Genomic DNA, 19,850 nt, shown 5'->3' with positions numbered 1-19,850 from the left:
GTCACGCCATGATGTGCTGTCCGCCATCCACAGGCACAACCGCGCCGGTGATCCTGGTGGCGGCAGGAGAGGCCAGAAAGGCGGCAAGCGCGCCGACATCCTCGATCGTTACCAGATGGCGCTCCGGCGCAAGTCGCGCCGCTTCGGCCAGAAGGTCGTCGAAATGGTCGATTCCGCTTGCCGCCCGCGTGGCGATCGGTCCGGGCGAGAGGGCGTTGACACGAATTCCGCGCGGGCCGAGTTCGGCGGCGAGATAGCGCACGCTCGATTCCAGCGCCGCCTTCACCGGCCCCATCAGGTCGTAATGCTCGACCACGCGGACCGATCCCTCGTAGGACACACAGAGCAGCGCCCCGCCGGCGCGCATCAGCGGCTCGGCCAGCCGCGCGCAGCGGATGAAGGAATGGCACGAAACATCCATCGCCTGGGCAAAGCCGGCGGCGGAGGAGTCGGCAAGCCGGGCGCGCAAATCGGCCTTCGGCGCGAAGGCAATGGAATGGAGAACGAAATCGAGTTTGCCCCAGCGGCGGGCGATCGTGTCGAACACGGTCTCCAGCGCCCCCTCCTGCTGGACGTCGCAAGGAAGCAACATCTCGCAGGGCATGTCACGCGTGACGGGCTCGACGAAGGGTTTCGCCTTCTCATTCAAATACGTGGCGCAGAATCGTCCGCCGGCGGCGGCGAAAGCGCGGGCGCAGCCCGTGGCGATCGAATGCTCATTGGCAATGCCGAGCACAAGCCCGACCTTGCCTGAGAGATCAACAACGGCTTCCGCCATCGGCTCAGGCCGCCGCCCGGCCACTCTCCCGCCCGGCTGCGCGCCCCACCCGCTCTCCGGCAGGAACGCCCATGCGGAACATGGCCTCCATCATGCCGAACTGCGCCTGCATTATGGCCTGCATCAGCGCGAATTCCGCCTCGGCCACGCGCATCATGCTGCCGGCGATCGTCTCGAACATTACCGGCGAGAGGCTCGACACAAGGAACACATCGGCTCCCTTGCCCATCCGATGCGCCTCGAAAGTGCTGGTCATCGTACCCTCCGTTTTTTCAGGCGTCTCGTGATCTCATGCAGAGTCGCCGGCGTCCTTGATGCAGGTCAAGCCGGGGACGACATTGTCCCGATATGTTCATCATGTCGCGGAGGGAATCCCGGCGCAGCCCCGGCACCGCCGGGTGAACAGGAGACGGCATGGGATGGCGCGCGGCGCTGCGGCGGTCTGCGCCGATCGCAGTCGGGGCGGGGTTCACGCTTGGCCTTGCAGCGCGTGCCGCCGGGTTCGATCAACTCGCCGCCGGGTTGTGGATCGCGCCGGCACTGCTGGTGGCGGCCGAGGTTGCCACCGATTTCGCCATCGGCGTGCTTCGCGGCATGCTGGGGGTCGATCTGATCGCCCTCCTCGCCATCCTGGGCTCGGTGCTTCTCGGGCAGCACCTCGCCGGCGTGATCATCGCCGGCATGGTGGCGGGCGGCGCGGCGCTCGAGGATTATGCGGGGGCGCGTGCCCGGCGCGAACTCTCGGCACTGGTCAAGCGCACCCCGACAACGGCGCACCGCCACACCGATGGCGCGATCGAGGACATTCCCGCCGGAGTTGTCGCCATTGGCGACAACCTTCTGGTCAAGCCCGGCGAGGTGGTCCCGGTCGATGGCACGCTGCAGGGCGCCGCCACGCTCGACGAGTCGGCCCTGACCGGAGAACCGCTGCCGGTGTCACGGCAGGCAGGCGGAGCGGTGCGGAGTGGTGTGCTGAACGCCGGCGGACCGATCGCCCTGCGCGCCACGGCGACCGCCGAGGCGAGCACCTATGCCGCGGTGATCAGGCTGGTTGCCGCTGCCGAACGGGAGCGCCCGCCGATGGCCCGCCTCGCCGATCGCTGGGCGCTCGGGTTTCTCACCCTCACGCTTACGGTCTGCGCCGCCGCCTGGCTGGCCAGCGGCGACCCGCTGCGCGCCCTTGCCGTGCTGGTGGTCGCCACACCGTGCCCGCTGATCCTGGCGACGCCCGTCGCGCTGATCTGCGGCATTTCGCGGGCGGCCGGGCGCGGGGTGATCGTCAAGGGCGGCGGCGCGCTGGAACGCCTGGCGCGCGCCGACATCGCCCTGTTCGACAAGACGGGCACACTCACCGCCGGCACCCCGTCGCTCACCGGCGTCGCGGCACTCGACGGTTTCGCCCCAACGGACTTGCTGCGCCTCGCCGCCTCGCTCGAACAGGTCTCCCAACACGGCGTGGCCGGGGCGATCGTCGCCGCCGGGCGAGCGGCTGGCCGGCTGGCCACGCCCGCTGACGTGACCGAAATGCCCGGTCTCGGCCTGTCCGGCCAGGTCGGCGCCGATCTCGTCATGGTGGGCGGCGCCAGGATGTTCGAGATCGCGGGAATACAACTGCCGCGCGACAATCACGTCGCCGAACAGGCCAATGGCGCGGCGGCAACCGCTTGGGTCGCCGTCAACGGCGTGCCGGCGGGCGCGATCATGCTGACCGACGCGATCAGGCCGGACGCGAAACCGTTGATCGCATCGCTTCGCCAGCTTGGCTTCCACCGCATCGTGATGCTGAGCGGCGACCGCGCCGAACCGGCGGCGCGGGCCGGCGCCGAATTGGGTCTTGACGCGGTCCATGCCGGACTGTCGCCCGCTGAAAAGATCGAGCGCGCCCGAGAGGAACGCGCGCATGGCACGACGATGATGGTCGGCGACGGGATCAACGACGCTCCGGCGCTGGCGGCGGCGGATGTCGGCATTGCCATGGGCGCCCGCGGCACCGCTGCCGCAGCCGAGGCCGCCGAGGTGGTGCTGATGCTCGACCGGCTCGACCGCATCGCCGAGGCTGTAGCCATCGCGCGCCGCGCCCGGCTCATCGCGCTGCAGTCGATCGTCGCGGGCATGGGGCTCTCATTGCTTGCGATGGCCGCTGCCGCCGCCGGCTATCTTCCGCCGGTTGCCGGCGCCCTGTTGCAGGAGGCCATCGACGTCGCGGTGATCCTCAACGCGCTGCGCGCGCTGGGATCGGGAAGCTGAACCCGGCCCGAAATCCACGCGCAAGCTCCAGGGGCGGGCAGCCGGGACATCTGCCGGTGCGGTCGCGCGACAAGCCATCGCCGCCGACAGATGCCGCGGATCGCAAGCGTTCGCCTATGGCTTGAGGTAAGCGAAGCCATGGGCTTCGAGCTGGACGATACGCTCCGCGCCCGCCGGGACGATCACCGCCTGCGGCACCAGCTTCGGCATATGGCCGAGATGGCGGGCCATCGCCGCCATCGTGTTGTGGCACGCGTCGAACTCGACCCCTTCCGCATCGAGTGCCGCCACCCGCCGCGCCACGGGCGAACCGGCCAGGAGCATCTTTACCCCCGGCCCGAACGCCACCACGACGATCTGCACCTTTCGCGCCCCCAGCGCCGCGAGGAGGTTCTGCGCGTTGTTCAGCGCCATCAGCCAATGGCCCGGCGCCGCTGCGCTGACCTGGATCACCACGTGACGGGTTGCCGCCGGGTTCGCGTGCAGAAACGCCGGATGATCGAAATCGAAGGTGCCGAGCATCGAGGGATTGGCGCGGGCCATACCGCCGGAGACGGCCAGCGCCAGCACCGTGGCCAGAACCGCCACGGCGCGTGACGCGATACGCTTGATCCGCATCGGCAGATCCTCCTCTGATGTGATCACCCGAAATGGTGCCGGTCAGCATATCGGCCGTCAGGGTGGCGAAGACAACAGAAAAGCGGGAGATCTGGCGAACGCGCGGAAGGCCTCGCGCCCTTATGGCCGGCCTGGCCCGAAACCCGTCATCCCCGGGCCGCCCCCGCCGCCAAATCCGCCCATCATGCCCCAGCCGCCGAAGCGATGGCGACCATACCCGAGACCATAGCCGGCCGGCGCCAGACCCGGCAGAACCATGCTCGCCTGGCCCTGCTGAAATTCGCTCAAATGGGGCAGCAGGGCCTGGGCAGCCGACTTCTCGCTTTCGAACGTCTTTTTCCGAAGATCGAGCATGTCCTGCATGAAGGCGAAGCGCTGGTCGGGCGTGAGATTCATGATCGCGCCCGGCTGCATCGCCGATCGCATGCCGTTCCAGGCCTGCTCGTGCGCATCCATCACGGCCTTGACGTAGTGATCCCAGGCGGGGCGCTGGGCTGTGGTGATCTTCAGGGTCTGCCGCAGCCCATCGAGCCGCGCGGCGGAAAATCGCCGCCCCGCCCCGCCGCTCCAGGCACCGGGGCCCGGCCCATTTCCCCACATCATGCCAGGCCCATAGCCACCGGGTCCGGGCCCCTGCGCCACCGCCAGCCCGGTTCCCGCGGCCAGCAGGACAGAGGCTGCCGCCAGTTTCCATTTCATCGCCATCGGCGTGCTCCTTTCGTCTGCGGAGGCATGCCGCCCCCGTAACGTCGGAAAGCTAGCCGCCGGCCTCGCCGGGGTCGTTGACCTTAATCAAGCGACCGTGATCTGCCGGTTGGCGCGGGCCAGCACCACGTCGAACAGGATCTGCGCGCCGGCCTCGGCTTCGGCCTCGGTGATCGACTCCGCCTCATTGTGCGACAGCCCGTCCTTGCAGGGCGTGAAGATCATGGCGCTCGGGACCACGCGGGCGAGATGCACGGCGTCATGCCCCGCGCCGGAGACCATTTCCCGTGCTGCCAGCCCGCGTTGCCGGCAGGCTGCGCGCACAAGGTCGACACAAGCGGGATCAAACGGCGTCGCCTCGACCCGGAAGACGGGCGTGATCACGATTTCGAGGCCGCGGGCCCCGGCGAGGGCCGCCGCCTGTTCGGGGAATTCCCGTGCGAGGCGGACGATCTCGGCATCCGACGGATTGCGGAACTCGGCGGCGAAACACACCTCGCCGGGAACCACATTGGGCGAGTTCGGATGAACGCTCAGCCGCCCGACCGTGCCGCGCCCCTGCTCGCCGCAGTCGCGCATCAACCGTTCGACCAGGAGAATGATCTCGGCGGCGCCGGCCAGCGCGTCGCGGCGGGCGGCGGGCGGGGTGGTGCCGGCATGGGAGTCGCGGCCGGTCAGCACAATGTCGAACCAGACCTGCGCCTGCGCGCCGGTCACGATGCCGATCGCCTCGCCCCCGGCCTCAAGCAGCGGCCCCTGCTCGATATGCAGTTCGAAGAACGCATCCGCCGGGCGATGGGTCGCTGGCTCGTCTCCCTCGGCGCCGATCGCGGCCAGGGCCTCGGCGACGGTAACGCCCGACGCGTCGCGCAGGGCGCGGATCGCCGCCTCGGGCTGCACGCCCGCCCAGACCGCGCTGCCCATCATGGCACGGCCAAAGCGGCAGCCTTCCTCGTCGGTCCAGTTGACCAGTTCGAGCGGCGCCTCGGTGACGATGCCGAGTTCGTCGAGCGTGCGCATCACCTCCAGCCCAGCAAGAACGCCGAGCGCGCCGTCGAACTTGCCGCCGGTGGGCTGGCTGTCGAGATGCGAGCCGAACATCACCGGCAAGCGGTCGGGGTCGCGCCCCTCGCGGCGGGCGAACATGTTGCCCATCGTATCGGTGCGAAGGCCGAGTCCGGCGGCGGCGCACCATTCGGCGAAGCGGGCGCGGCCCGCGCGGTCCACCTCGGTCAGCGTCACGCGGTTGACCCCGCCTTTCGGCGTCGCGCCGATCTCGGCCATGTCCATCAGCGCGTGCCACAGGCGAGCGCCATTGATCCGGTAATTCGTGTTCTGCGTCATGCCGGCATGATGGCCTCCGGCCCCACCCGCGCGCAAGACCGCCCCTTGCGCCGCTGCGCCGACGCGGAACATTATGACGCAACAGAAAACGGGGATACGCCATGAAGACAATCGGTCATTTCATCAACAACGAGAGCATTGCGGGTGCCGGGGCGGAGCGCCTGCCGGTGTTCAACCCGGCGACCGGCGCGCAGAGCGGCGCGGTTGCGGTCGCGACGGCGGCGGAAATCGAGGCGGCCATCGCCACGGCGCGCGCCGCCTTCCCCGCCTGGGCCGCGACCCCGCCGCTGCGCCGCGCGCGGATCATGTTCCGCTTCAAGGAACTCGTCGAGCAGCACAAGGACGAACTGGCCAAGGCGATCACGCTCGAACACGGCAAGGTCATTTCCGACGCCGCCGGCGAGGTCGTGCGCGGGCTCGAGGTGGTGGAATTCGCCTGCGGCATTCCCGAGCTGCTGAAGGGCGATTATTCGCGCAATGTCGGCACCAATATCGACAGCTACTCGTTCCGCGCGCCGCTCGGCGTCGTCGCCGGCATCACGCCGTTCAACTTCCCGGTGATGGTGCCGATGTGGATGTTCCCGATGGCGATCGCCTGCGGCAACAGCTTCATCCTCAAGCCCTCGGAAAAGGACCCGTCACCCGGCCTGCTGCTCGCCGAACTGCTGAAGGAAGCCGGCCTGCCCGCCGGCGTGTTCAACGTGATCAACGGCGACCGCACCGCCGTCGACGCGCTGCTGACCGATCCGCGCATCGCCGCCGTCAGCTTCGTCGGCTCGACGCCGATCGCCGAGCACATCTACCGCACCGCCTCGCATCACGGAAAGCGCGTGCAGGCGCTGGGCGGCGCCAAGAACCACATGATCGTCATGCCCGACGCCGATCTCGACCAGGCGGTGGACGCGCTGATCGGCGCCGCCTACGGCTCGGCCGGCGAGCGCTGCATGGCGATCTCGGTCGCGATCGCGGTGGGTTGCATTGCCGACCCGCTGGTCGAGCGCATCGCCAGCCGGGCACGCAGCCTGAAAGTCGGCCCCGGGCTCGACCCCGAGGCCGAGATGGGGCCGCTGATCACCAGGGACCACAAGGCCAAGGTCGAATCCTATATCGAGGCAGGGGTGGCGGAAGGCGCGCGCCTCGTCGTCGATGGCCGGGGGCTGAAACTGCAAGGCCACGAGGACGGCCATTTCGTCGGCCCCACCCTGTTCGACAACGTCCGGCCGGGGATGAAGATCCACCGCGAGGAAATCTTCGGCCCGGTGCTCTCGGTCGTGCGCGAAGCGAATTTCGATGGCGCGGTGAAGATCATCAACGAGCACGAATTCGGCAACGGCACCTCGATCTTCACCCGCGACGGCGACGCCGCGCGCAGCTTCGCCGACCAGATCGAGGTCGGCATGGTCGGCATCAACGTGCCGATCCCGGTGCCGATGGCGTTCCATTCCTTCGGCGGCTGGAAGCGCTCGGCCTTCGGCGATCACGGCATGCACGGCCATGAAGGCGTGCATTTCTACACCAAGCTGAAGACCATGACCTCGCGCTGGCCGACCGGCATCCGCGCCGGTGCTGAATTCGCGATCCCGACCATGAGGTAGGCAGGGTCATCGATCCGAGTGTCGAAGGGCCGGCCCGGTGCCGGCCCTTCCCCGGCCCGGCGGGCCTCAGATTACCGGCGCGAACGCTGCGTGGTCAGGCGGCCCCGCGGCAAAAAGGAAGCGGGGCGTTGCGTTGCCCAGGGCGATCAGCGCCGAGGATACGGTGCCGAACCCGCCGCGCGGGCCGACATTGAGCGCGGTGTCGGCCGGCGCGGCGCGGTCCGCCAGCAACACCCGCCAGGCCTCCCACGCATCGGCGGCGGGATCGGGGCGGGAAGCGGCTTCGAACGCGCCGCGATAGCGGGCGATGCGCGGGCTGTCCGGATCGTTCGGGTCGTGCGCGGTGATCATGGTGATGCCGGGCGCAAGCCGCATCGCCTCCGGTGCGCCGCGCTCCAGGCCGCGCAGCACGAACCCGCCGGCCGCATCGGCGACAAGCAGGTTGAAACTGCGGTAGCGCCCGGCATCCAGCCGGGCGAGCCGCGCCGCTGCCGCCGAAGCCGAGGCTTCCTCCAGCGCCATCAACGGCAGCGCGCCCCGGCTCGCCTTGTCCGGCGCGGGGCCGAGGCTGCCGGTACGGTTGAGCAGGGCGGCGACCACGCCGTGACGGTTCAGGCCGAGCCAGGTGCCGCCGGCGGTGCGATCCCGCCCGGCGATCACGCCCGGGCGGTCGGGCCAGTGCGCGGCCGGCGGGTCCCACGGCCGCGCCAGCATCTCGTCGCGATTGGCGCCGATCACCACCGGCCAGGCATCCCCCGGCAGGAACGAGAGGATCAGCGAGCACATCGCGCGCCGCCGGTCAGTGCGATCCGAACACCCGGTCGAAAATGGCATCGACCCGGGCGAGATGCAGGCGCGGGTCCATCGCCGCGTCGATCGCTTCCGGGCTGATCCGGCCGGCCACTTCCGGGTCGGCCAGCAGATGGTCGCGGAAGCGGCGGAAATCGGGCTGGCCGAGCGCGGTCCAGGTCGCCATCGCGTTGCGCTGGATGATCCGGTAGGCATCCTCGCGCGAGATTCCGGCGCGGGCGAGCAGCAGCAGCACCTCGCCCGAATGCACGACGCCGCCGAGCGATTCGATGTTTTCGGTCATCCGCTCCGGATAGACGGTAAGCTTCTCGATCATGCCGGCCAGCCGGTGCAGGGCGAAATCGAGCGTGATCGTCGCATCCGGCCCGATCACCCGCTCGACCGAGGAGTGGCTGATGTCGCGCTCGTGCCAGAGAGCGACGTTCTCCATCGCCGGCACCACGTAGCCGCGCACGATGCGGGCGAGGCCGGTGAGATTTTCCGACAGCACCGGGTTGCGCTTGTGCGGCATCGCCGACGAGCCCTTCTGCCCGGGATGGAAGAATTCCTCGGCCTCGCGCACCTCGCTGCGCTGCAGGTGGCGCACCTCGGTCGCCAGCCGCTCGATGCCGGAGGCGATCACGCCGAGGGCGGCGAAGAAGGCGGCGTGGCGATCGCGCGGGATCACCTGGGTCGAGACCGGCTCGGGTCGCAGGCCGAGCTTCTGGGCCACATGCGCCTCGATCGAGAGGTCGAGATGCGCGAAGGTGCCGACGGCGCCGGAGATCGCGCAGGTCGCGATCTCCTCGCGTGCGGCGAGCAGGCGGGCGCGGTTGCGGGCGAATTCGGCATAGTGGCCGGCGAGCTTGAGGCCGAAGCTGGTCGGCTCGGCATGGATGCCATGGCTGCGGCCGATGGTCGGCGTCAGCTTGTGCTCGATCGCCCGGCGCTTGAGTGCCGCCATCACCGCGTCGATCCCCTCCAGCAGCAGATCGCTCGCCTGGGTGAGCTGCACGGCGAGGCAGGTATCCAGCACATCCGACGAGGTCATGCCGAGATGGACGAAGCGGGAGTCCGGCCCCACCCCCTCGGCCAGCCAGGTGAGGAAGGCGATGACGTCGTGCCGGGTCTCGCGCTCGATTTCGGCGATACGCTCGACATCGGCCTCGGTCATCGCGGCGATGCGCGCGCCGCCCTTCTCGCGGATGGTGCGCGCGGCCTCGGCCGGCACGTCGCCGGTGGCGGCCATCGCCTCGGCGGCCAGCGCCTCGATCTCGAACCAGATCCGGTAGCGGTTCAATTCCTGCCAGATCGCGACCATCTGCGGGCGGGCGTAACGCGGAACCATCGAAATTCTCCCATCTTCCAGGCCGGCGGCCGGCGCGGCGCCGTTTTGGGCCGGGGCCGTCCGGTTGACAAGACCGGCCGGCTCCGCGAACCCGACATGATGGAATTGATGCTCGCCGATGCGCTGGTGCTCGCGCAGGTTCTGATGATCGACCTCGTCCTCGCGGGCGACAACGCGATCGTCATCGGCCTGGCCGTGGCGCGGCTACCCAAGGCGCAGCAGAAACAGGCGATCCTGATCGGCGTCGCGGCGGCAACCGTGATCCGCATCGCCCTCGCGCTGGTCGCGCTCCGGCTACTGGCGATCATCGGGCTGACGCTCGCGGGCGGCATCCTGCTGCTCTACGTGGTCTGGAAATCCTGGCGGGAGTTCAACCGCCGGCCGGATGAGGCGGCAAGCGAAGCCCCTGGCAAGCTGCGCGACGCGGCGCTACGGATCATCATCGCCGACATCTCGATGAGCCTCGACAACGTTCTGGCGGTCGCGGGGGCGGCGCGCGACCACCCCGCCCTGCTCGCCGCCGGCCTGCTGGTTTCGGTGGTGCTGATGGGCATCGCGGCCAACTTCGTCGCACGTCTGCTCACGAAACGGCGCTGGCTGGTCTGGGTCGGGCTCGCGATCGTCCTATATGTCGCACTTGAGATGATCCATGGCGGCATCCTTCAGGTAGCGACGCATCTGGGCTGGCACCTTCCGGGCTGGTTCGGATGAGCGAGGCCGCGGTCGAGATTTCCAGCGGCGCGGACGGACCGGTGATTGCCCTGACCGGGCCGCTCACCGCCTCCGCGCTGACCGAGGCCTGGCCCCGCGCCATTGCCGTCGCCCGCGCGGCACAGGGGGTGATGACGCTCGACCTCTCGCGCGCGGCACGGATCGACACATCGGGTGCGGCCCTGCTGCTCGCCCTCGAACGCGGCCATGCGGGAGAAACCCGCTGGCAGGGGGTGACGCCGGCGGCCGAGGGCCTGATCGCCCGGCTGCGCGCCGCCCTGCCCGAGACCGGCACGCCACCCTCACCGCGCGCGATACAAACGCGGGGACCGCTGCGGACTCTCGGCGTGCGCATCGCCTTTTTCGGCGAAACCATTCTTGCCACGGCTGGCCTGCCGGGGCGGCGGCGCTTCCTGCGCGGCGGCAATTTCTATCGCATCACCGAGCGCGCCGGCGCGCAGGCGCTGCCACTGGTGATCATGCTCGGCTTTCTCATCGGCATGATCCTCGCCTTCCAGTCAGCGATCCCGATGCGCCAGTTCGGCGCCGATATCTACGTCGCCGCCCTGGTCTCGCTCTCGCTGTTCCGCGAACTCGGCCCGCTGCTCGCCGCCGTCATTCTCGCCGGGCGCACCGGCTCGGCCTTCGCCGCCGAACTCGGCACGATGATGGTGAACGAGGAGGTCGCGGCGCTGACCACGATGGGGATCGACCCCGGCACCATGCTCGTCATTCCCCGGATGGCGGCGGCGATGCTGGTGATGCCGGCGCTCGCCCTCGGGATCGACGTGTCTGGCGTGCTCGGCATGGGCTTCGTGATGGGCATTCTCGGCTTTCCGCCCTCGGCGATCGTCGCGCAGATGCAGATGGCGACCAGCCCGCACGACGTGCTGCTCGGGCTGATGAAATCGGTTGTCTTCGGCGCCGCGGTCGGGCTGATCGGCTGCCGCGCCGGGCTGACCGCCGGGGGCGGGCCGCGCGCGGTGGGCGAGGCCGCGACCTCGGCGGTGGTGGGCGGCATCGTCGCGACCATCCTGCTCGACGGGCTGTTCGCGGTGATCCTTTACAGGCTCGGCCAGTGAACGCCGACGCGCCGGCCATCCGCGTCGAAGGTGTGGCGCAGAGCTTCGATGCGCGGGTGATCTTCCAGAACGTAAGTTTCGAGGTCGCGCGCGGCGAGGTATTCGTCGTGCTCGGCGGCTCGGGCTGCGGCAAGTCCACCCTGTTCAAGCAGATGATCGGGCTGCTCCGCCCAACCGAAGGGCGGATCAGCGTCGCCGGGCACGACACGGTGACGGAGGTTGAAGCCGTCCGCCGCGAGATCGGGGTGATGTTCCAGTCCGGCGCGCTGTTCGGCTCGATGACGCTGCTGGAGAACGTGATGCTGCCGCTCACCGTCTTCACCGACCTGCCGGCCGCCGCCCGCGCCGAAATCGCACGGGTGAAACTCGCGCTGGTCGGCCTCGCGGAGGCGGCGAACCGGCTGCCGGCGGAGATTTCCGGCGGCATGGCCAAGCGCGCCGCAATCGCCCGCGCGCTCGCGCTCGACCCGCCGATCCTGTTTCTGGATGAGCCCTCCGCCGGGCTCGACCCCATTACCGGCGCCGGGCTCGACCGGCTGATTCTCGACCTGCGCGCCGCCCTCGGATGCACCTTCGTCGTGATCACCCACGAACTCGCCTCGATCTTCGCGATCGCCGACCGCTGCCTGATGCTCGATCGGGACGCGCGCGGCATGATCGCGCTCGGCGTGCCGCGCGAGCTCCGGACCGAGGCCGCGCATCCGCGCGTGCGCGCATTTTTTAACCGCGAGGAGGATCCCGCATGAGCCGGATCACGGGAGAACGCTGATGGAACCCAGAGGCGCCGCGCTGCGCACCGGCCTGTTCGTGATCGGCGCCGTCGTCGTGCTGATCGGGCTGGTCTTCCTGCTGTCTGGCAACATGTTCCAGCGCGGAGCCGTCTACGAATCCTATTTCCGGGAATCGGTCCAGGGGCTCGATGTCGGCTCGGCGGTAAAGTTCCGCGGCGTGACCATCGGCAAGGTGACCGCCATAGCACTTGTCGCCGCCGAATATCCGCCGCCCGATCAGAAGAACCTCAACCGCAAGGTCTATCATCAGGTGGTGGTCCAGTACCGGATCGACCCGAGCAAGCTCGGCCGCGATGCCGACATCCGCGAGGCGATCCGGCACGGGCTGCGCGTGCAGGTCGCACCGCAGGGCATCACCGGCCTTGCCTATCTCGAACTCAGCTTCGTCAACGCTCAGACCAATCCGCCGCAAACCGTGCCGTGGACGCCGCATCACCTTGTCATCCCCTCGGTGCCGAGCACGCTGACCGAGGTGCAGGACGCGGTTCAGGGCCTGCTCAACAACATGCGCAACGTGAAGCTCGGCCAGACGATCGATACCCTCACCTCGATGATCAGCACGGTGAACCGCGAACTGACCACCGGCAGCGCTCATGACGCGCTCGTCAATGCCAACGGCCTGCTGGTCGAGTTGCAGCAGCAGGTCAAGCTGGCCGACCTGCCGGCGACGACCCGCTCGATGCGCACCCTGGCCGACGGCACGCAGACCCGCGAAATCCTGCAGCAGCTCGAAGCCACCAGCACGGCACTTGCAAAGGCAAGTGCGGCGATGCCGGCGCTGGTTGCCCAGTCGGAGGCAACGATCCGCCACGCCAACGAGGCGACAGCGACGGTCGAGCGGCAGATGCTGCCGATCCTGCAATCGCTGAAGCAGGCATCGGCGAATCTCGAAGACCTGTCCGATACGCTGAAACGCAATCCCGCCGCCGTGCTGCGCGGCCGGGAACCCCCGAGAGAGACGCCATGACCCCGATCTCCCGCCGCCTCGCCCTCGCAGCCCCGCTGGCGCTTGCCGGCTGTGGCACGGTGCTGTCGGAACAACCCTACCGCCCGCGCATCGACTGGCCGCTCGCTCCGCCTCCGGATCTCCGGGCGGCATCCCGCCCTTCGCGCAGTGTGGTGAAGGTGCATGGCCTCGATGCCGGCCCGGTGCTGACCGATCGCGGGCTGATCACGCTCGAAGCCAATGGCAGCATCCATCGTGGCTACTACAATCGCTGGGCCACGGCGCCGGCGGATGCGGCGACCGCCGCGCTGATCGCCTGGCTCCAGGCCTCGGGCGATTTCGCCGCGGTGGTCGGGGATGGATCATCGGTGACGGCGGACCTGACCGTGGGCGGCACGCTCGATACGCTGCTCGCCGCGCCCGCGCGAGGCGAGGCCCGCGCGGCGCTGACCCTTGTCATCGCAAAGCCGGTCGGCATCGGCGACAGGCCGCTGGCGCAGCGGCGCCTTGCCGCCTCGGCGCCGCTCGTTGGCATAACGCCGGAAGACCTGGTTGCGGCGCAGCGCGGCGCCCTCGCCAGCGTGCTGCGTCAGGCAGTCACCCTGGTCGGGCGGTTCCGGTAATCGCGGCCGCTCAACCCTCTTCCGGCGTGTTCGGATCAAGAGTGGCGACGATCGGCGTGGTGCGCGTGAGGATTTGATAAGGCTGCTGCTGCTCGTTCGGAACCGGCTCACGCACCCGCTGCCGCCAGACGCCGAAGCCGACGGCGGCAAGTGCGGCGAGCGCGAGAAAGATGAACAATCCGCCCGGGCCGGTCCGTGTCATCGCAATGGCTGCGATCACCGGCCCGATCGCGGCACCGATTGAATAGACCAGCACAAGACCGCCGCTTGCGCCCACGCGCTGCTCGGGGTCCAGAAAGTCGTTGGTATGGGCGACGCAAAGCGGATAGAGGGTGAAGACAAGCCCGCCGAACAGCAACCCCAGCGCATCCACCACCCCGGGCGGCCATATCGGCGCGCCGAGTATCACGCTGACGATCCCTGCCCCGGCGAAGGTGCCGATGATGACCTTGCGGCGGTCGAACCGGTCGGAGAGGCGACCTATGGGAACCTGTAGCACGACGCCTCCCATGATCACCACGCTCATGAACAGCGCGGTTTGCGACCGGGCCATGCCGAGCCCATGGGCGTAGATCGCGCCGAGCGCGTAGAAGCCGCCCAGCATCACCCCGGTCATCGCCGCCCCGAAGATGCCGAGCGGGGAAATCCGGTAGAGCCTGAGGAAGGAAAGCGGCGTCGAAACGCCCAGTACCGGCCCGGGAAGCCGGGTCAGCGCGATCGGGATCACGGCGAGCGACAACAGGATCGAAGCTGCGATGAACGGCAGCGCCGGGGCGCGATTGCCGAGGTCGAGCAGGAATTGCCCGGCCCCCTGCCCGGCATAGAGCGCCACCATGTAGAAGGCGAGAATGGCGCCGCGGGTCTGCGGCGTCGCTCTTTCGTTCAGCCAGCTTTCGATGCAGATGAACACGCCGGCGAGGGATATGCCCTCGACGAAGCGCAGCACCGCCCAGAAGCTGAAATCCTGCCAGATCGTGCATGCCAGCGTGCTCGCAGAGAACAGCGATACGAAGGCGGTGAAGGCGCGAATGTGACCGACCCGCTCGATGATCCGCCCCGCGCGGAGCGCGCCGAGTGTGAGCCCGGCGAAATAGGCGGTGCCGATCAGGCCGATCAGCAACTGTGTCGTCCCGGTCGCCTCGAGCCGCAGGCTCATCAGCGTCGAGAGAAAGCCGCTGCCGGCCATCAGCATGAAGATGGAAAGAAGCAGGCTGCGGACGGAAACCAGCGAAGCAACCATCAGATCTTACCTTCCTGCCTCGCAGCGCCGCGGATTCGCGACGGAAAACGATGCTCCGTCCCGAAAGCTGAACTTCGGCCTAGGCGCGGATTTTGCCGTGGTCAATGCCGCGTGCGCGGGTCAGATTCGCACGGATACGCGATCAGGCAGCCGCACGAAGCTTCCGACCTTCGCCATCCTCCACCGCTCGACATTCCACCAACTCCCCATGCAGGGCACGGATCGCGTCATCGAACCGGTCGGCATCCAGAATGAACTGGATATCGACATTGCGCATCTGATGCTGCATCGCCTTCACCCCGATTCCCGCCGCGCCGAGCGCGCCCAGCGCGCGGGCGACACAGCCCTCCTCGCTGAGATCGCTGCCGATCAGCGCGACCATGGCCAGGCGTGGCGCCGAGACCTCGGCATTCGGGAAGCGCGCCTCAAGATCGGCAATCACCCGCCGAACCGTCGGCCCGCCGGCGGCGAGGTAGTGGGTGATGGTGTTGGCGTTGGACGACTTGCTGACGATACGCGCGCGGTGTTTCGTCAACGTGTCGAGGATTGCGGCGTCATAGCCCTTCTTGCCGACCATGTCCTGCTCGAAGAACTGCAGCGCGCGGACCTCGCGGATGCCGGTGACGATCTCGATGCGCGGCGCGGCAGAGACGTAGTCGGCGCAGATCAGCGTACCCTCGTCGTGCCGGTCGAACGTATTGCGCACCCGCAGCGGGATGCCCGCCTGGCGCAGGCCACGCGCCGCCCCCGGGTGAATGGCCTCGACGCCGAGATTGGCGAGCTGGTCGGCCACGTCATAATTGGTGCGGCCGATCTTGCGCGCCTTGCCGACGCCGACGACCTTCGGATCGGCGCTGGAGAGATGAAACTCCTTGTGGATGATCGCCTCGCGCGCGCCGGTGAGCACGGCGAGCCGGGCAAAGGTCATCTCCGTATAGCCGCGGTCGTATTTGCGGACCATGCCATCCGCGCATTTCGCGTAGCCGGTGACGATCGGCAGGGTGGTCGCGAGATCGAGCCCGTCCAGCCCGGTGCGGATCCGCTCCTCGAGGTCGAAATTGCGCCCGTCCTGCCAGCCGGTCAGGTCGACGAAGGCTGCGTTGACGCCACGGGCGCGCAGCAGCAGGGCGGTATTGTGCGCGCTATGCGCCTCGCCAAGCCCGGCGAGCAGCTCGCGCAGGGTGGCGAGCGGTTCGTCGAGCCGGAAATGCCCGTGGCCGCGCAGGCTGTCGAGATCGTCGAGGCAGGCGCGGGTCTCGCTCATGCGGGAAGCGACGAAATCGTCGGCGACGGCGCGCTCCGCCGTCGTGCCGAATACCTCCTCGTTGCGGGCGCGCATCGCGGCGGCGACCGCTTCCAGCGCGTCGCGCCAGTCGCCCTTGTCGCCATCGGCGGCGAAGCTCGCAAAGAGCCCCGGCGGCTTCGCGGCATCGGTCTTCTTCTTCGGCTCCAGCAGCAGATCGGTGATCCCGCCATAGGCCGAGACCACGAAGATCCGCTGGTAGAGATCGCGGCCGGCGCGGCCGGCGATCAATACGTTGCCGACAACCGCGTCCGTCGCCGTGATCGACGTGCCGCCGATCTTCTCGACACTCGGGGCAATGCTCATGCCGCGCGCTCGCGCCGCACCAGCGGACCCGCCACGATATCCACAGTCCGAAAATCGCGATCGGCGATGAATTCAGGCCGCCGCGTCTTCGGGCCGAACGGCTCGACCAGGCTGTTCGCCTTCGCGTTGAACACGAAAAACGCGTTCGAGCGCGGGAAGGGCGTGATGTTGCCGTTCGAGCCATGCATCGTGTTGCAGTCGAACAGCACCACGGTGCCGGCCTTGCCGGTCGGCGCGACGATGCCATGATCGCTGGCGAGCGCCGTCAGCATCTCGCGGTCGGGCACGCCATATTCCTGCTTCTTGAGCGAGGCGCGGTAATGGTTCTCCGGCGTCTCGCCGACGCAGGTGAGATATTTGCGGTGCGAGCCGGGAATGACCATCAGCGGGCCGTTATTCGCGGTGTTCTCGGCCAGCAGGATCGACATCGACAGAGCGCGCATCCGCGGCATGCCGTCCTCGACATGCCAGGTCTCGAAATCGGAGTGCCAGTAGAATTCCTTGCCATCGAAACCCGGCTTGTAGTTCAGCCGCGACTGATGAATGTAGACATCGTCATCCAGCAGGAAGCGCGCCACCCCGGCAATCCGCGAATCCGCGGCGAGACGGCCGAGCAGTTCGTTCTGCGCGTGGATCGCGAAGATCGAGCGCACCTCGTCGCTGCCGCGCTCGGTGATGATGGTCTCGCGGTCGAGCCCGGCGGGATCGGCCAGCAGGTCCATCGACCCGGATTGCAACAGCGCGATCTCGGCCGGATCGAACACGTTCTCCAGCACGAGATAGCCGTTGATGTCGTAGAACCCCGTCTGTTCGTCGCTCAACGGGGCACCGGGCGCCCAGCGCCCATGCACCACCGGATCATAGCGCGGCAGCAGCGAGGGGGTGGGTTCGCGGCGCGACGGGTAGAGATCGTCCATTGTCTGTTCTCCCACGTTTCGTTCGTTGCGGACCAGGATCTCAGGCGGCCTTGCCGACCGGGGCGGGCGGATAGGCGCCGGATGCGTCATGCACTTCCTGGCCGGTAACCGGCGGGTTGAACACGCAGGCGGTGACGATATCGGTCTTGGGCCGGACCACGTGGCGGTCGTGCTTGTTGAGCACGTAGAGCACGCCCGGCTTCAGCTCGTGCGTCTCGCCGGCGTCGAGATCCTCGATCGTCCCTTCCCCGCTCAGCACGAAGACCGATTCGAGATGATGCTTGTAATGCATCCGCAATTCCTTGCCCGCGTACATCGTGGTGATGTGGAACGAGAAACCCATGCCGTCGTCGCGCAGCAGCATGCGCACGCTGTCCCAGCCATCGGTGACGACCTTTCGCTCGGAGGCCTGCGCCTCCTTCAGAGTCCGGATGATCATGTTCTGCTCCTTGCTTGCTGTCGCCTGGCGTTATTCGGCGGCAATGCTGTAGGTGGGCGCGGCGGCCTCATCGACGGCGGTTTCGAGAATGTCGAGCCCGGCCGCCAGAAGGTCGTCATCGATGGTGAGCGGCGCCAGCACCTTGACGATCTCGCCATCGGCGCCGCTGGTCTCGATCACCAGCCCCTCGCGGAAGGCGATGCCGGTGATGCGGTCGGCCATCTCGCCGGTGCCGACATTGATGCCCCGCATCATGCCGCGACCGCGCGTGCTCATCCCGTGCCGCGCCGCGATCGCATCAAGCCGGCGGCCAAGCAGGTCACCGCGCCTCGTGATGTCGGCGGCAAAGGCGCCGTCGCTCCAGAAATGGCGGATCGCGGCGGCGGCGGTGACGAAGGCGTGGTTGTTGCCGCGGAAGGTGCCGTTATGCTCGCCGGGCTTCCACTGGTCGAGTTCCGGGCGGAACAGGGTCAGCGCGAAGGGCGACCCGATGCCGGAGAGCGACTTCGCGAGGGTGATGATGTCGGGGCGGATGCCCATTTCCTCGAAACTGAAAAAGCGCCCGGTGCGGCCGCAGCCGGCCTGGATGTCGTCCACGATCAGCAGCGCGCCGTGGCGCTTCGCGAGGGCGGCGATCTTGCGCAGCCATCCGGCGGAGGCGGCGTTCAGCCCGCCCTCGCCCTGCACCGTCTCGACGAGGAACGCCGCCGGCGCATCGAGGCCGGAGGAGCCGTCGGCAAGGCGCTGCTCGATCAGGTCGGCGGTATCGATCTCCGGGCCGTAATACCCGTCATAGGGCTCGTGGCTGACATGAGCGAGCGGCACGCCGGCGCCGCCGCGCTTGCCCTCGTTGCCGGTGCAGGCGAGCGCGCCGAGCGTCATGCCGTGGAAGCCGTTGGTGAAGGCGATCACGGTCTGCCGTCCGGTCACCTTGCGGGCAAGCTTTAGCGCGGCCTCGACCGCGTTGGTCCCGGTCGGGCCGACGAACATGGCGCGATAGTCCATGCCGCGTGGCTTCAGGATCACGGTCTCCAGCGCGTCGAGGAAATCGGCCTTGGCGTCGGTATGGAAATCGAGGCCGTGAGCAATGCCGTCGCGGGCGATGTAGTCGATCAGGGCCTGTTTCAGCACCGGATGGTTGTGGCCATAATTCAGCGACGAGCAGCCGGCGAGGAAGTCGAGATATCTTCCGCCCTGACTGTCATGCAGCCAGGCGCCTTCGGCCCGCGTGAACTGCCGCGGGATCGCGGTGCAGTAGCTCCGCACCCGCGACTCCATGCGCTCATAGATCGCGGTATCCGGCTTGCGCCGGGAAGGGCGCGGCAGGTCGGTCATATGATGTCCTTTCATGCTTGGTCGCTGGCGGGTCGGGGCAGGCCGATCGTCACCTCGAACTCTGAGTCGTGGCGGCCGGCGAAATGCGTGGCGCGGTCGAACCGCACCGCGCGGACGAAGGAAGCGCCGCGCCGTCGGGCGAGGCTCTCGAACAGCCGCCACGAGGCCGTATTCCCTTCGGTAATGGTCGTCGCAAGGGCGCGGACGCCGGCCATCGCCGGGCGATCGAGCAGCGCGTCGAGCATCTGCCCGCCAAGGCCGATGCCGCGCGCAGCGGCCGACACCGCGACTTGCCAGACGAAGATACGCGATGGGTCGGAGGGCGGCAGATATCCCGAAATCCACCCCACCACCGTCGCCTCGCGTTCCGCGATCACGCAGGTTTCGGCGAAGTCCGTGCATTGCAGGAGGTTGCAATACGCCGAGTTGAGATCGAGCGGCGGGCAGTCCGCAATCAATGCGGTCACCGCCGGACCATCGGCAGCGGTTGGCCGACGCAACGACACCGCGCTGCCGCACGGTGCCGCAAGATGATCGATATGGCCCAAAATTATTTTAACCTCCGAAGCAGTATTATGTCGTATGATGCCGCGCTCGGCGACCCTGCTTGCGATAGGATAAGAAATCTTGCGCCTTTTTCAAGTTTTTTATGAATTCGTTCAACCGGAGGTCGTCAGAATCCCAGAAATATTCTTCGCATAATGAAATATATTGCGGTTGCAAATGTCAGGCT

Annotated in this window: 20 protein-coding genes; 7 read left to right on the top strand and 13 right to left on the bottom strand. The window is 68.2% G+C overall.

The genetic code is table 11. The features are described from left to right. Position 1 precedes the first annotated feature (1 nt). Together fabI and ACIDOCELLA78_RS84460 are read right to left on the bottom strand one after the other, a co-directional pair. On the bottom strand, positions 2-778 hold the full coding sequence (fabI, locus tag ACIDOCELLA78_RS84465; RefSeq protein ID WP_201727965.1) for an enoyl-ACP reductase FabI: 777 nt from the start codon (positions 776-778) through the stop codon (positions 2-4). A gap of 4 nt (positions 779-782) precedes the next feature. Continuing rightward, complete coding sequence (locus ACIDOCELLA78_RS84460; protein WP_201727964.1) at positions 783-1,034, bottom strand: hypothetical protein; 252 nt, start codon at positions 1,032-1,034, stop codon at positions 783-785. Positions 1,035-1,192: 158 nt separating this feature from the next. Between ACIDOCELLA78_RS84460 and ACIDOCELLA78_RS84455 the strand changes: the two genes are divergently transcribed. Continuing rightward, the gene (locus ACIDOCELLA78_RS84455) at positions 1,193-3,025 is read left to right on the top strand and encodes a heavy metal translocating P-type ATPase (RefSeq protein ID WP_201727963.1); all 1,833 of its coding nucleotides are present in this window, start codon (positions 1,193-1,195) and stop codon (positions 3,023-3,025) included. A 114-nt stretch (positions 3,026-3,139) separates the two neighbouring features. On the opposite strand, the gene ACIDOCELLA78_RS84450 is transcribed toward ACIDOCELLA78_RS84455, so the two are convergent. The 3 genes from ACIDOCELLA78_RS84450 to ACIDOCELLA78_RS84440 all read right to left on the bottom strand — a co-directional run bounded on the left by ACIDOCELLA78_RS84450 (position 3,140) and on the right by ACIDOCELLA78_RS84440 (position 5,764). Further along, entirely contained in the window at positions 3,140-3,643 is a 504-nt protein-coding gene (locus tag ACIDOCELLA78_RS84450) for a DsrE family protein (protein WP_201727962.1), read from the bottom strand. A 120-nt stretch (positions 3,644-3,763) separates the two neighbouring features. After that, positions 3,764-4,348 carry a Spy/CpxP family protein refolding chaperone gene (locus ACIDOCELLA78_RS84445; protein ID WP_201727961.1) on the bottom strand — a complete coding sequence of 195 codons (585 nt, stop codon included), beginning with the start codon at positions 4,346-4,348 and terminating at the stop codon, positions 3,764-3,766. An 87-nt stretch (positions 4,349-4,435) separates the two neighbouring features. Next, the gene (locus tag ACIDOCELLA78_RS84440; RefSeq protein WP_201727960.1) at positions 4,436-5,764 is read right to left on the bottom strand and encodes a Zn-dependent hydrolase; all 1,329 of its coding nucleotides are present in this window, start codon (positions 5,762-5,764) and stop codon (positions 4,436-4,438) included. A 29-nt stretch (positions 5,765-5,793) separates the two neighbouring features. Here ACIDOCELLA78_RS84440 and ACIDOCELLA78_RS84435 point away from each other — a divergent pair, with 29 nt between their 5' ends. Next, positions 5,794-7,287, top strand: coding sequence for a CoA-acylating methylmalonate-semialdehyde dehydrogenase (locus ACIDOCELLA78_RS84435; RefSeq protein ID WP_201727959.1), 1,494 nt, complete (start codon positions 5,794-5,796; stop codon positions 7,285-7,287). 66 nt (positions 7,288-7,353) lie between these two features. Here the strand turns inward: ACIDOCELLA78_RS84435 and ACIDOCELLA78_RS84430 are convergent, their stop codons facing one another. Together ACIDOCELLA78_RS84430 and purB are read right to left on the bottom strand one after the other, a co-directional pair. Continuing rightward, positions 7,354-8,073: an NRDE family protein gene (locus tag ACIDOCELLA78_RS84430; protein ID WP_201727958.1), complete on the bottom strand. Its 720-nt coding sequence runs from the start codon at positions 8,071-8,073 to the stop codon at positions 7,354-7,356. 13 nt (positions 8,074-8,086) lie between these two features. Next, the gene (gene purB / locus ACIDOCELLA78_RS84425; RefSeq protein WP_201727957.1) at positions 8,087-9,424 is read right to left on the bottom strand and encodes an adenylosuccinate lyase; all 1,338 of its coding nucleotides are present in this window, start codon (positions 9,422-9,424) and stop codon (positions 8,087-8,089) included. 96 nt (positions 9,425-9,520) lie between these two features. Between purB and ACIDOCELLA78_RS84420 the strand changes: the two genes are divergently transcribed. From ACIDOCELLA78_RS84420 to ACIDOCELLA78_RS84400, 5 genes are read left to right on the top strand one after another with little or no spacing between them, the layout of a single operon-like run. Continuing rightward, a complete protein-coding gene (locus ACIDOCELLA78_RS84420) occupies positions 9,521-10,135 on the top strand; it encodes a YjbE family putative metal transport protein (RefSeq protein ID WP_201727956.1) in 615 nt (204 codons plus the stop codon). Further along, on the top strand, positions 10,132-11,217 hold the full coding sequence (locus tag ACIDOCELLA78_RS84415; protein WP_201727955.1) for an ABC transporter permease: 1,086 nt from the start codon (positions 10,132-10,134) through the stop codon (positions 11,215-11,217). The genes ACIDOCELLA78_RS84420 and ACIDOCELLA78_RS84415 overlap by 4 nt, the downstream gene beginning before the upstream one ends. Then, a complete protein-coding gene (locus ACIDOCELLA78_RS84410; protein WP_201727954.1) occupies positions 11,214-11,963 on the top strand; it encodes an ABC transporter ATP-binding protein in 750 nt (249 codons plus the stop codon). Before ACIDOCELLA78_RS84415 ends, ACIDOCELLA78_RS84410 begins: the two co-directional genes overlap by 4 nt. Positions 11,964-11,985: 22 nt before the next feature. Then, positions 11,986-12,975: an MlaD family protein gene (locus ACIDOCELLA78_RS84405; protein ID WP_201727953.1), complete on the top strand. Its 990-nt coding sequence runs from the start codon at positions 11,986-11,988 to the stop codon at positions 12,973-12,975. Next, positions 12,972-13,577: an ABC-type transport auxiliary lipoprotein family protein gene (locus ACIDOCELLA78_RS84400; RefSeq protein ID WP_201727952.1), complete on the top strand. Its 606-nt coding sequence runs from the start codon at positions 12,972-12,974 to the stop codon at positions 13,575-13,577. The genes ACIDOCELLA78_RS84405 and ACIDOCELLA78_RS84400 overlap by 4 nt, the downstream gene beginning before the upstream one ends. Before the next feature lie 10 nt (positions 13,578-13,587). On the opposite strand, the gene ACIDOCELLA78_RS84395 is transcribed toward ACIDOCELLA78_RS84400, so the two are convergent. The 6 genes from ACIDOCELLA78_RS84395 to ectA all read right to left on the bottom strand — a co-directional run bounded on the left by ACIDOCELLA78_RS84395 (position 13,588) and on the right by ectA (position 19,623). Continuing rightward, positions 13,588-14,817, bottom strand: a complete 1,230-nt coding sequence (locus tag ACIDOCELLA78_RS84395) for an MFS transporter (protein WP_201727951.1) — start codon at positions 14,815-14,817, stop codon at positions 13,588-13,590. 142 nt (positions 14,818-14,959) lie between these two features. Further along, on the bottom strand, positions 14,960-16,426 hold the full coding sequence (locus ACIDOCELLA78_RS84390) for an aspartate kinase (RefSeq protein ID WP_201727950.1): 1,467 nt from the start codon (positions 16,424-16,426) through the stop codon (positions 14,960-14,962). Next, entirely contained in the window at positions 16,423-17,358 is a 936-nt protein-coding gene (gene thpD, locus ACIDOCELLA78_RS84385; protein WP_249675172.1) for an ectoine hydroxylase, read from the bottom strand. Before thpD ends, ACIDOCELLA78_RS84390 begins: the two co-directional genes overlap by 4 nt. Before the next feature lie 25 nt (positions 17,359-17,383). Next, positions 17,384-17,782 (bottom strand): ectoine synthase, encoded by a 399-nt coding sequence (locus ACIDOCELLA78_RS84380; protein ID WP_201727949.1) that lies wholly within the window; start codon positions 17,780-17,782, stop codon positions 17,384-17,386. A 30-nt stretch (positions 17,783-17,812) separates the two neighbouring features. Next, entirely contained in the window at positions 17,813-19,117 is a 1,305-nt protein-coding gene (gene ectB / locus ACIDOCELLA78_RS84375; protein WP_201727948.1) for a diaminobutyrate--2-oxoglutarate transaminase, read from the bottom strand. A gap of 11 nt (positions 19,118-19,128) precedes the next feature. Further along, the gene (ectA, locus tag ACIDOCELLA78_RS84370) at positions 19,129-19,623 is read right to left on the bottom strand and encodes a diaminobutyrate acetyltransferase (protein WP_201728055.1); all 495 of its coding nucleotides are present in this window, start codon (positions 19,621-19,623) and stop codon (positions 19,129-19,131) included. Between the last annotated feature and the right edge of the window lie 227 nt (positions 19,624-19,850).

The sequence above is a fragment of the Acidocella sp. C78 genome (assembly GCF_907164655.1).
Note: the sequence above shows the minus strand (reverse complement) of the source record. Positions and strands in the feature narration are given on the sequence as shown.

What these genes read in the sequence shown, in the direction of transcription:
- fabI (WP_201727965.1), bottom strand. Translation starts at nt 778, where the DNA reads ATGGCGGAAGCCGTTGTTGATCTCTCAGGCAAGGTCGGGCTTGTGCTC.
- ACIDOCELLA78_RS84455 (WP_201727963.1), top strand. Translation starts at nt 1,193, where the DNA reads ATGGGATGGCGCGCGGCGCTGCGGCGGTCTGCGCCGATCGCAGTCGGG.
- ACIDOCELLA78_RS84460 (WP_201727964.1), bottom strand. Translation starts at nt 1,034, where the DNA reads ATGACCAGCACTTTCGAGGCGCATCGGATGGGCAAGGGAGCCGATGTG.
- ACIDOCELLA78_RS84450 (WP_201727962.1), bottom strand. Translation starts at nt 3,643, where the DNA reads ATGCGGATCAAGCGTATCGCGTCACGCGCCGTGGCGGTTCTGGCCACG.
- ACIDOCELLA78_RS84380 (WP_201727949.1), bottom strand. Translation starts at nt 17,782, where the DNA reads ATGATCATCCGGACTCTGAAGGAGGCGCAGGCCTCCGAGCGAAAGGTC.
- ectB (WP_201727948.1), bottom strand. Translation starts at nt 19,117, where the DNA reads ATGACCGACCTGCCGCGCCCTTCCCGGCGCAAGCCGGATACCGCGATC.
- ACIDOCELLA78_RS84390 (WP_201727950.1), bottom strand. Translation starts at nt 16,426, where the DNA reads ATGAGCATTGCCCCGAGTGTCGAGAAGATCGGCGGCACGTCGATCACG.
- ACIDOCELLA78_RS84430 (WP_201727958.1), bottom strand. Translation starts at nt 8,073, where the DNA reads ATGTGCTCGCTGATCCTCTCGTTCCTGCCGGGGGATGCCTGGCCGGTG.
- ACIDOCELLA78_RS84435 (WP_201727959.1), top strand. Translation starts at nt 5,794, where the DNA reads ATGAAGACAATCGGTCATTTCATCAACAACGAGAGCATTGCGGGTGCC.
- ACIDOCELLA78_RS84415 (WP_201727955.1), top strand. Translation starts at nt 10,132, where the DNA reads ATGAGCGAGGCCGCGGTCGAGATTTCCAGCGGCGCGGACGGACCGGTG.
- ACIDOCELLA78_RS84420 (WP_201727956.1), top strand. Translation starts at nt 9,521, where the DNA reads ATGATGGAATTGATGCTCGCCGATGCGCTGGTGCTCGCGCAGGTTCTG.
- ACIDOCELLA78_RS84440 (WP_201727960.1), bottom strand. Translation starts at nt 5,764, where the DNA reads ATGTTCCGCGTCGGCGCAGCGGCGCAAGGGGCGGTCTTGCGCGCGGGT.
- ACIDOCELLA78_RS84395 (WP_201727951.1), bottom strand. Translation starts at nt 14,817, where the DNA reads ATGGTTGCTTCGCTGGTTTCCGTCCGCAGCCTGCTTCTTTCCATCTTC.
- ACIDOCELLA78_RS84405 (WP_201727953.1), top strand. Translation starts at nt 11,986, where the DNA reads ATGGAACCCAGAGGCGCCGCGCTGCGCACCGGCCTGTTCGTGATCGGC.
- ACIDOCELLA78_RS84400 (WP_201727952.1), top strand. Translation starts at nt 12,972, where the DNA reads ATGACCCCGATCTCCCGCCGCCTCGCCCTCGCAGCCCCGCTGGCGCTT.
- ACIDOCELLA78_RS84445 (WP_201727961.1), bottom strand. Translation starts at nt 4,348, where the DNA reads ATGGCGATGAAATGGAAACTGGCGGCAGCCTCTGTCCTGCTGGCCGCG.
- purB (WP_201727957.1), bottom strand. Translation starts at nt 9,424, where the DNA reads ATGGTTCCGCGTTACGCCCGCCCGCAGATGGTCGCGATCTGGCAGGAA.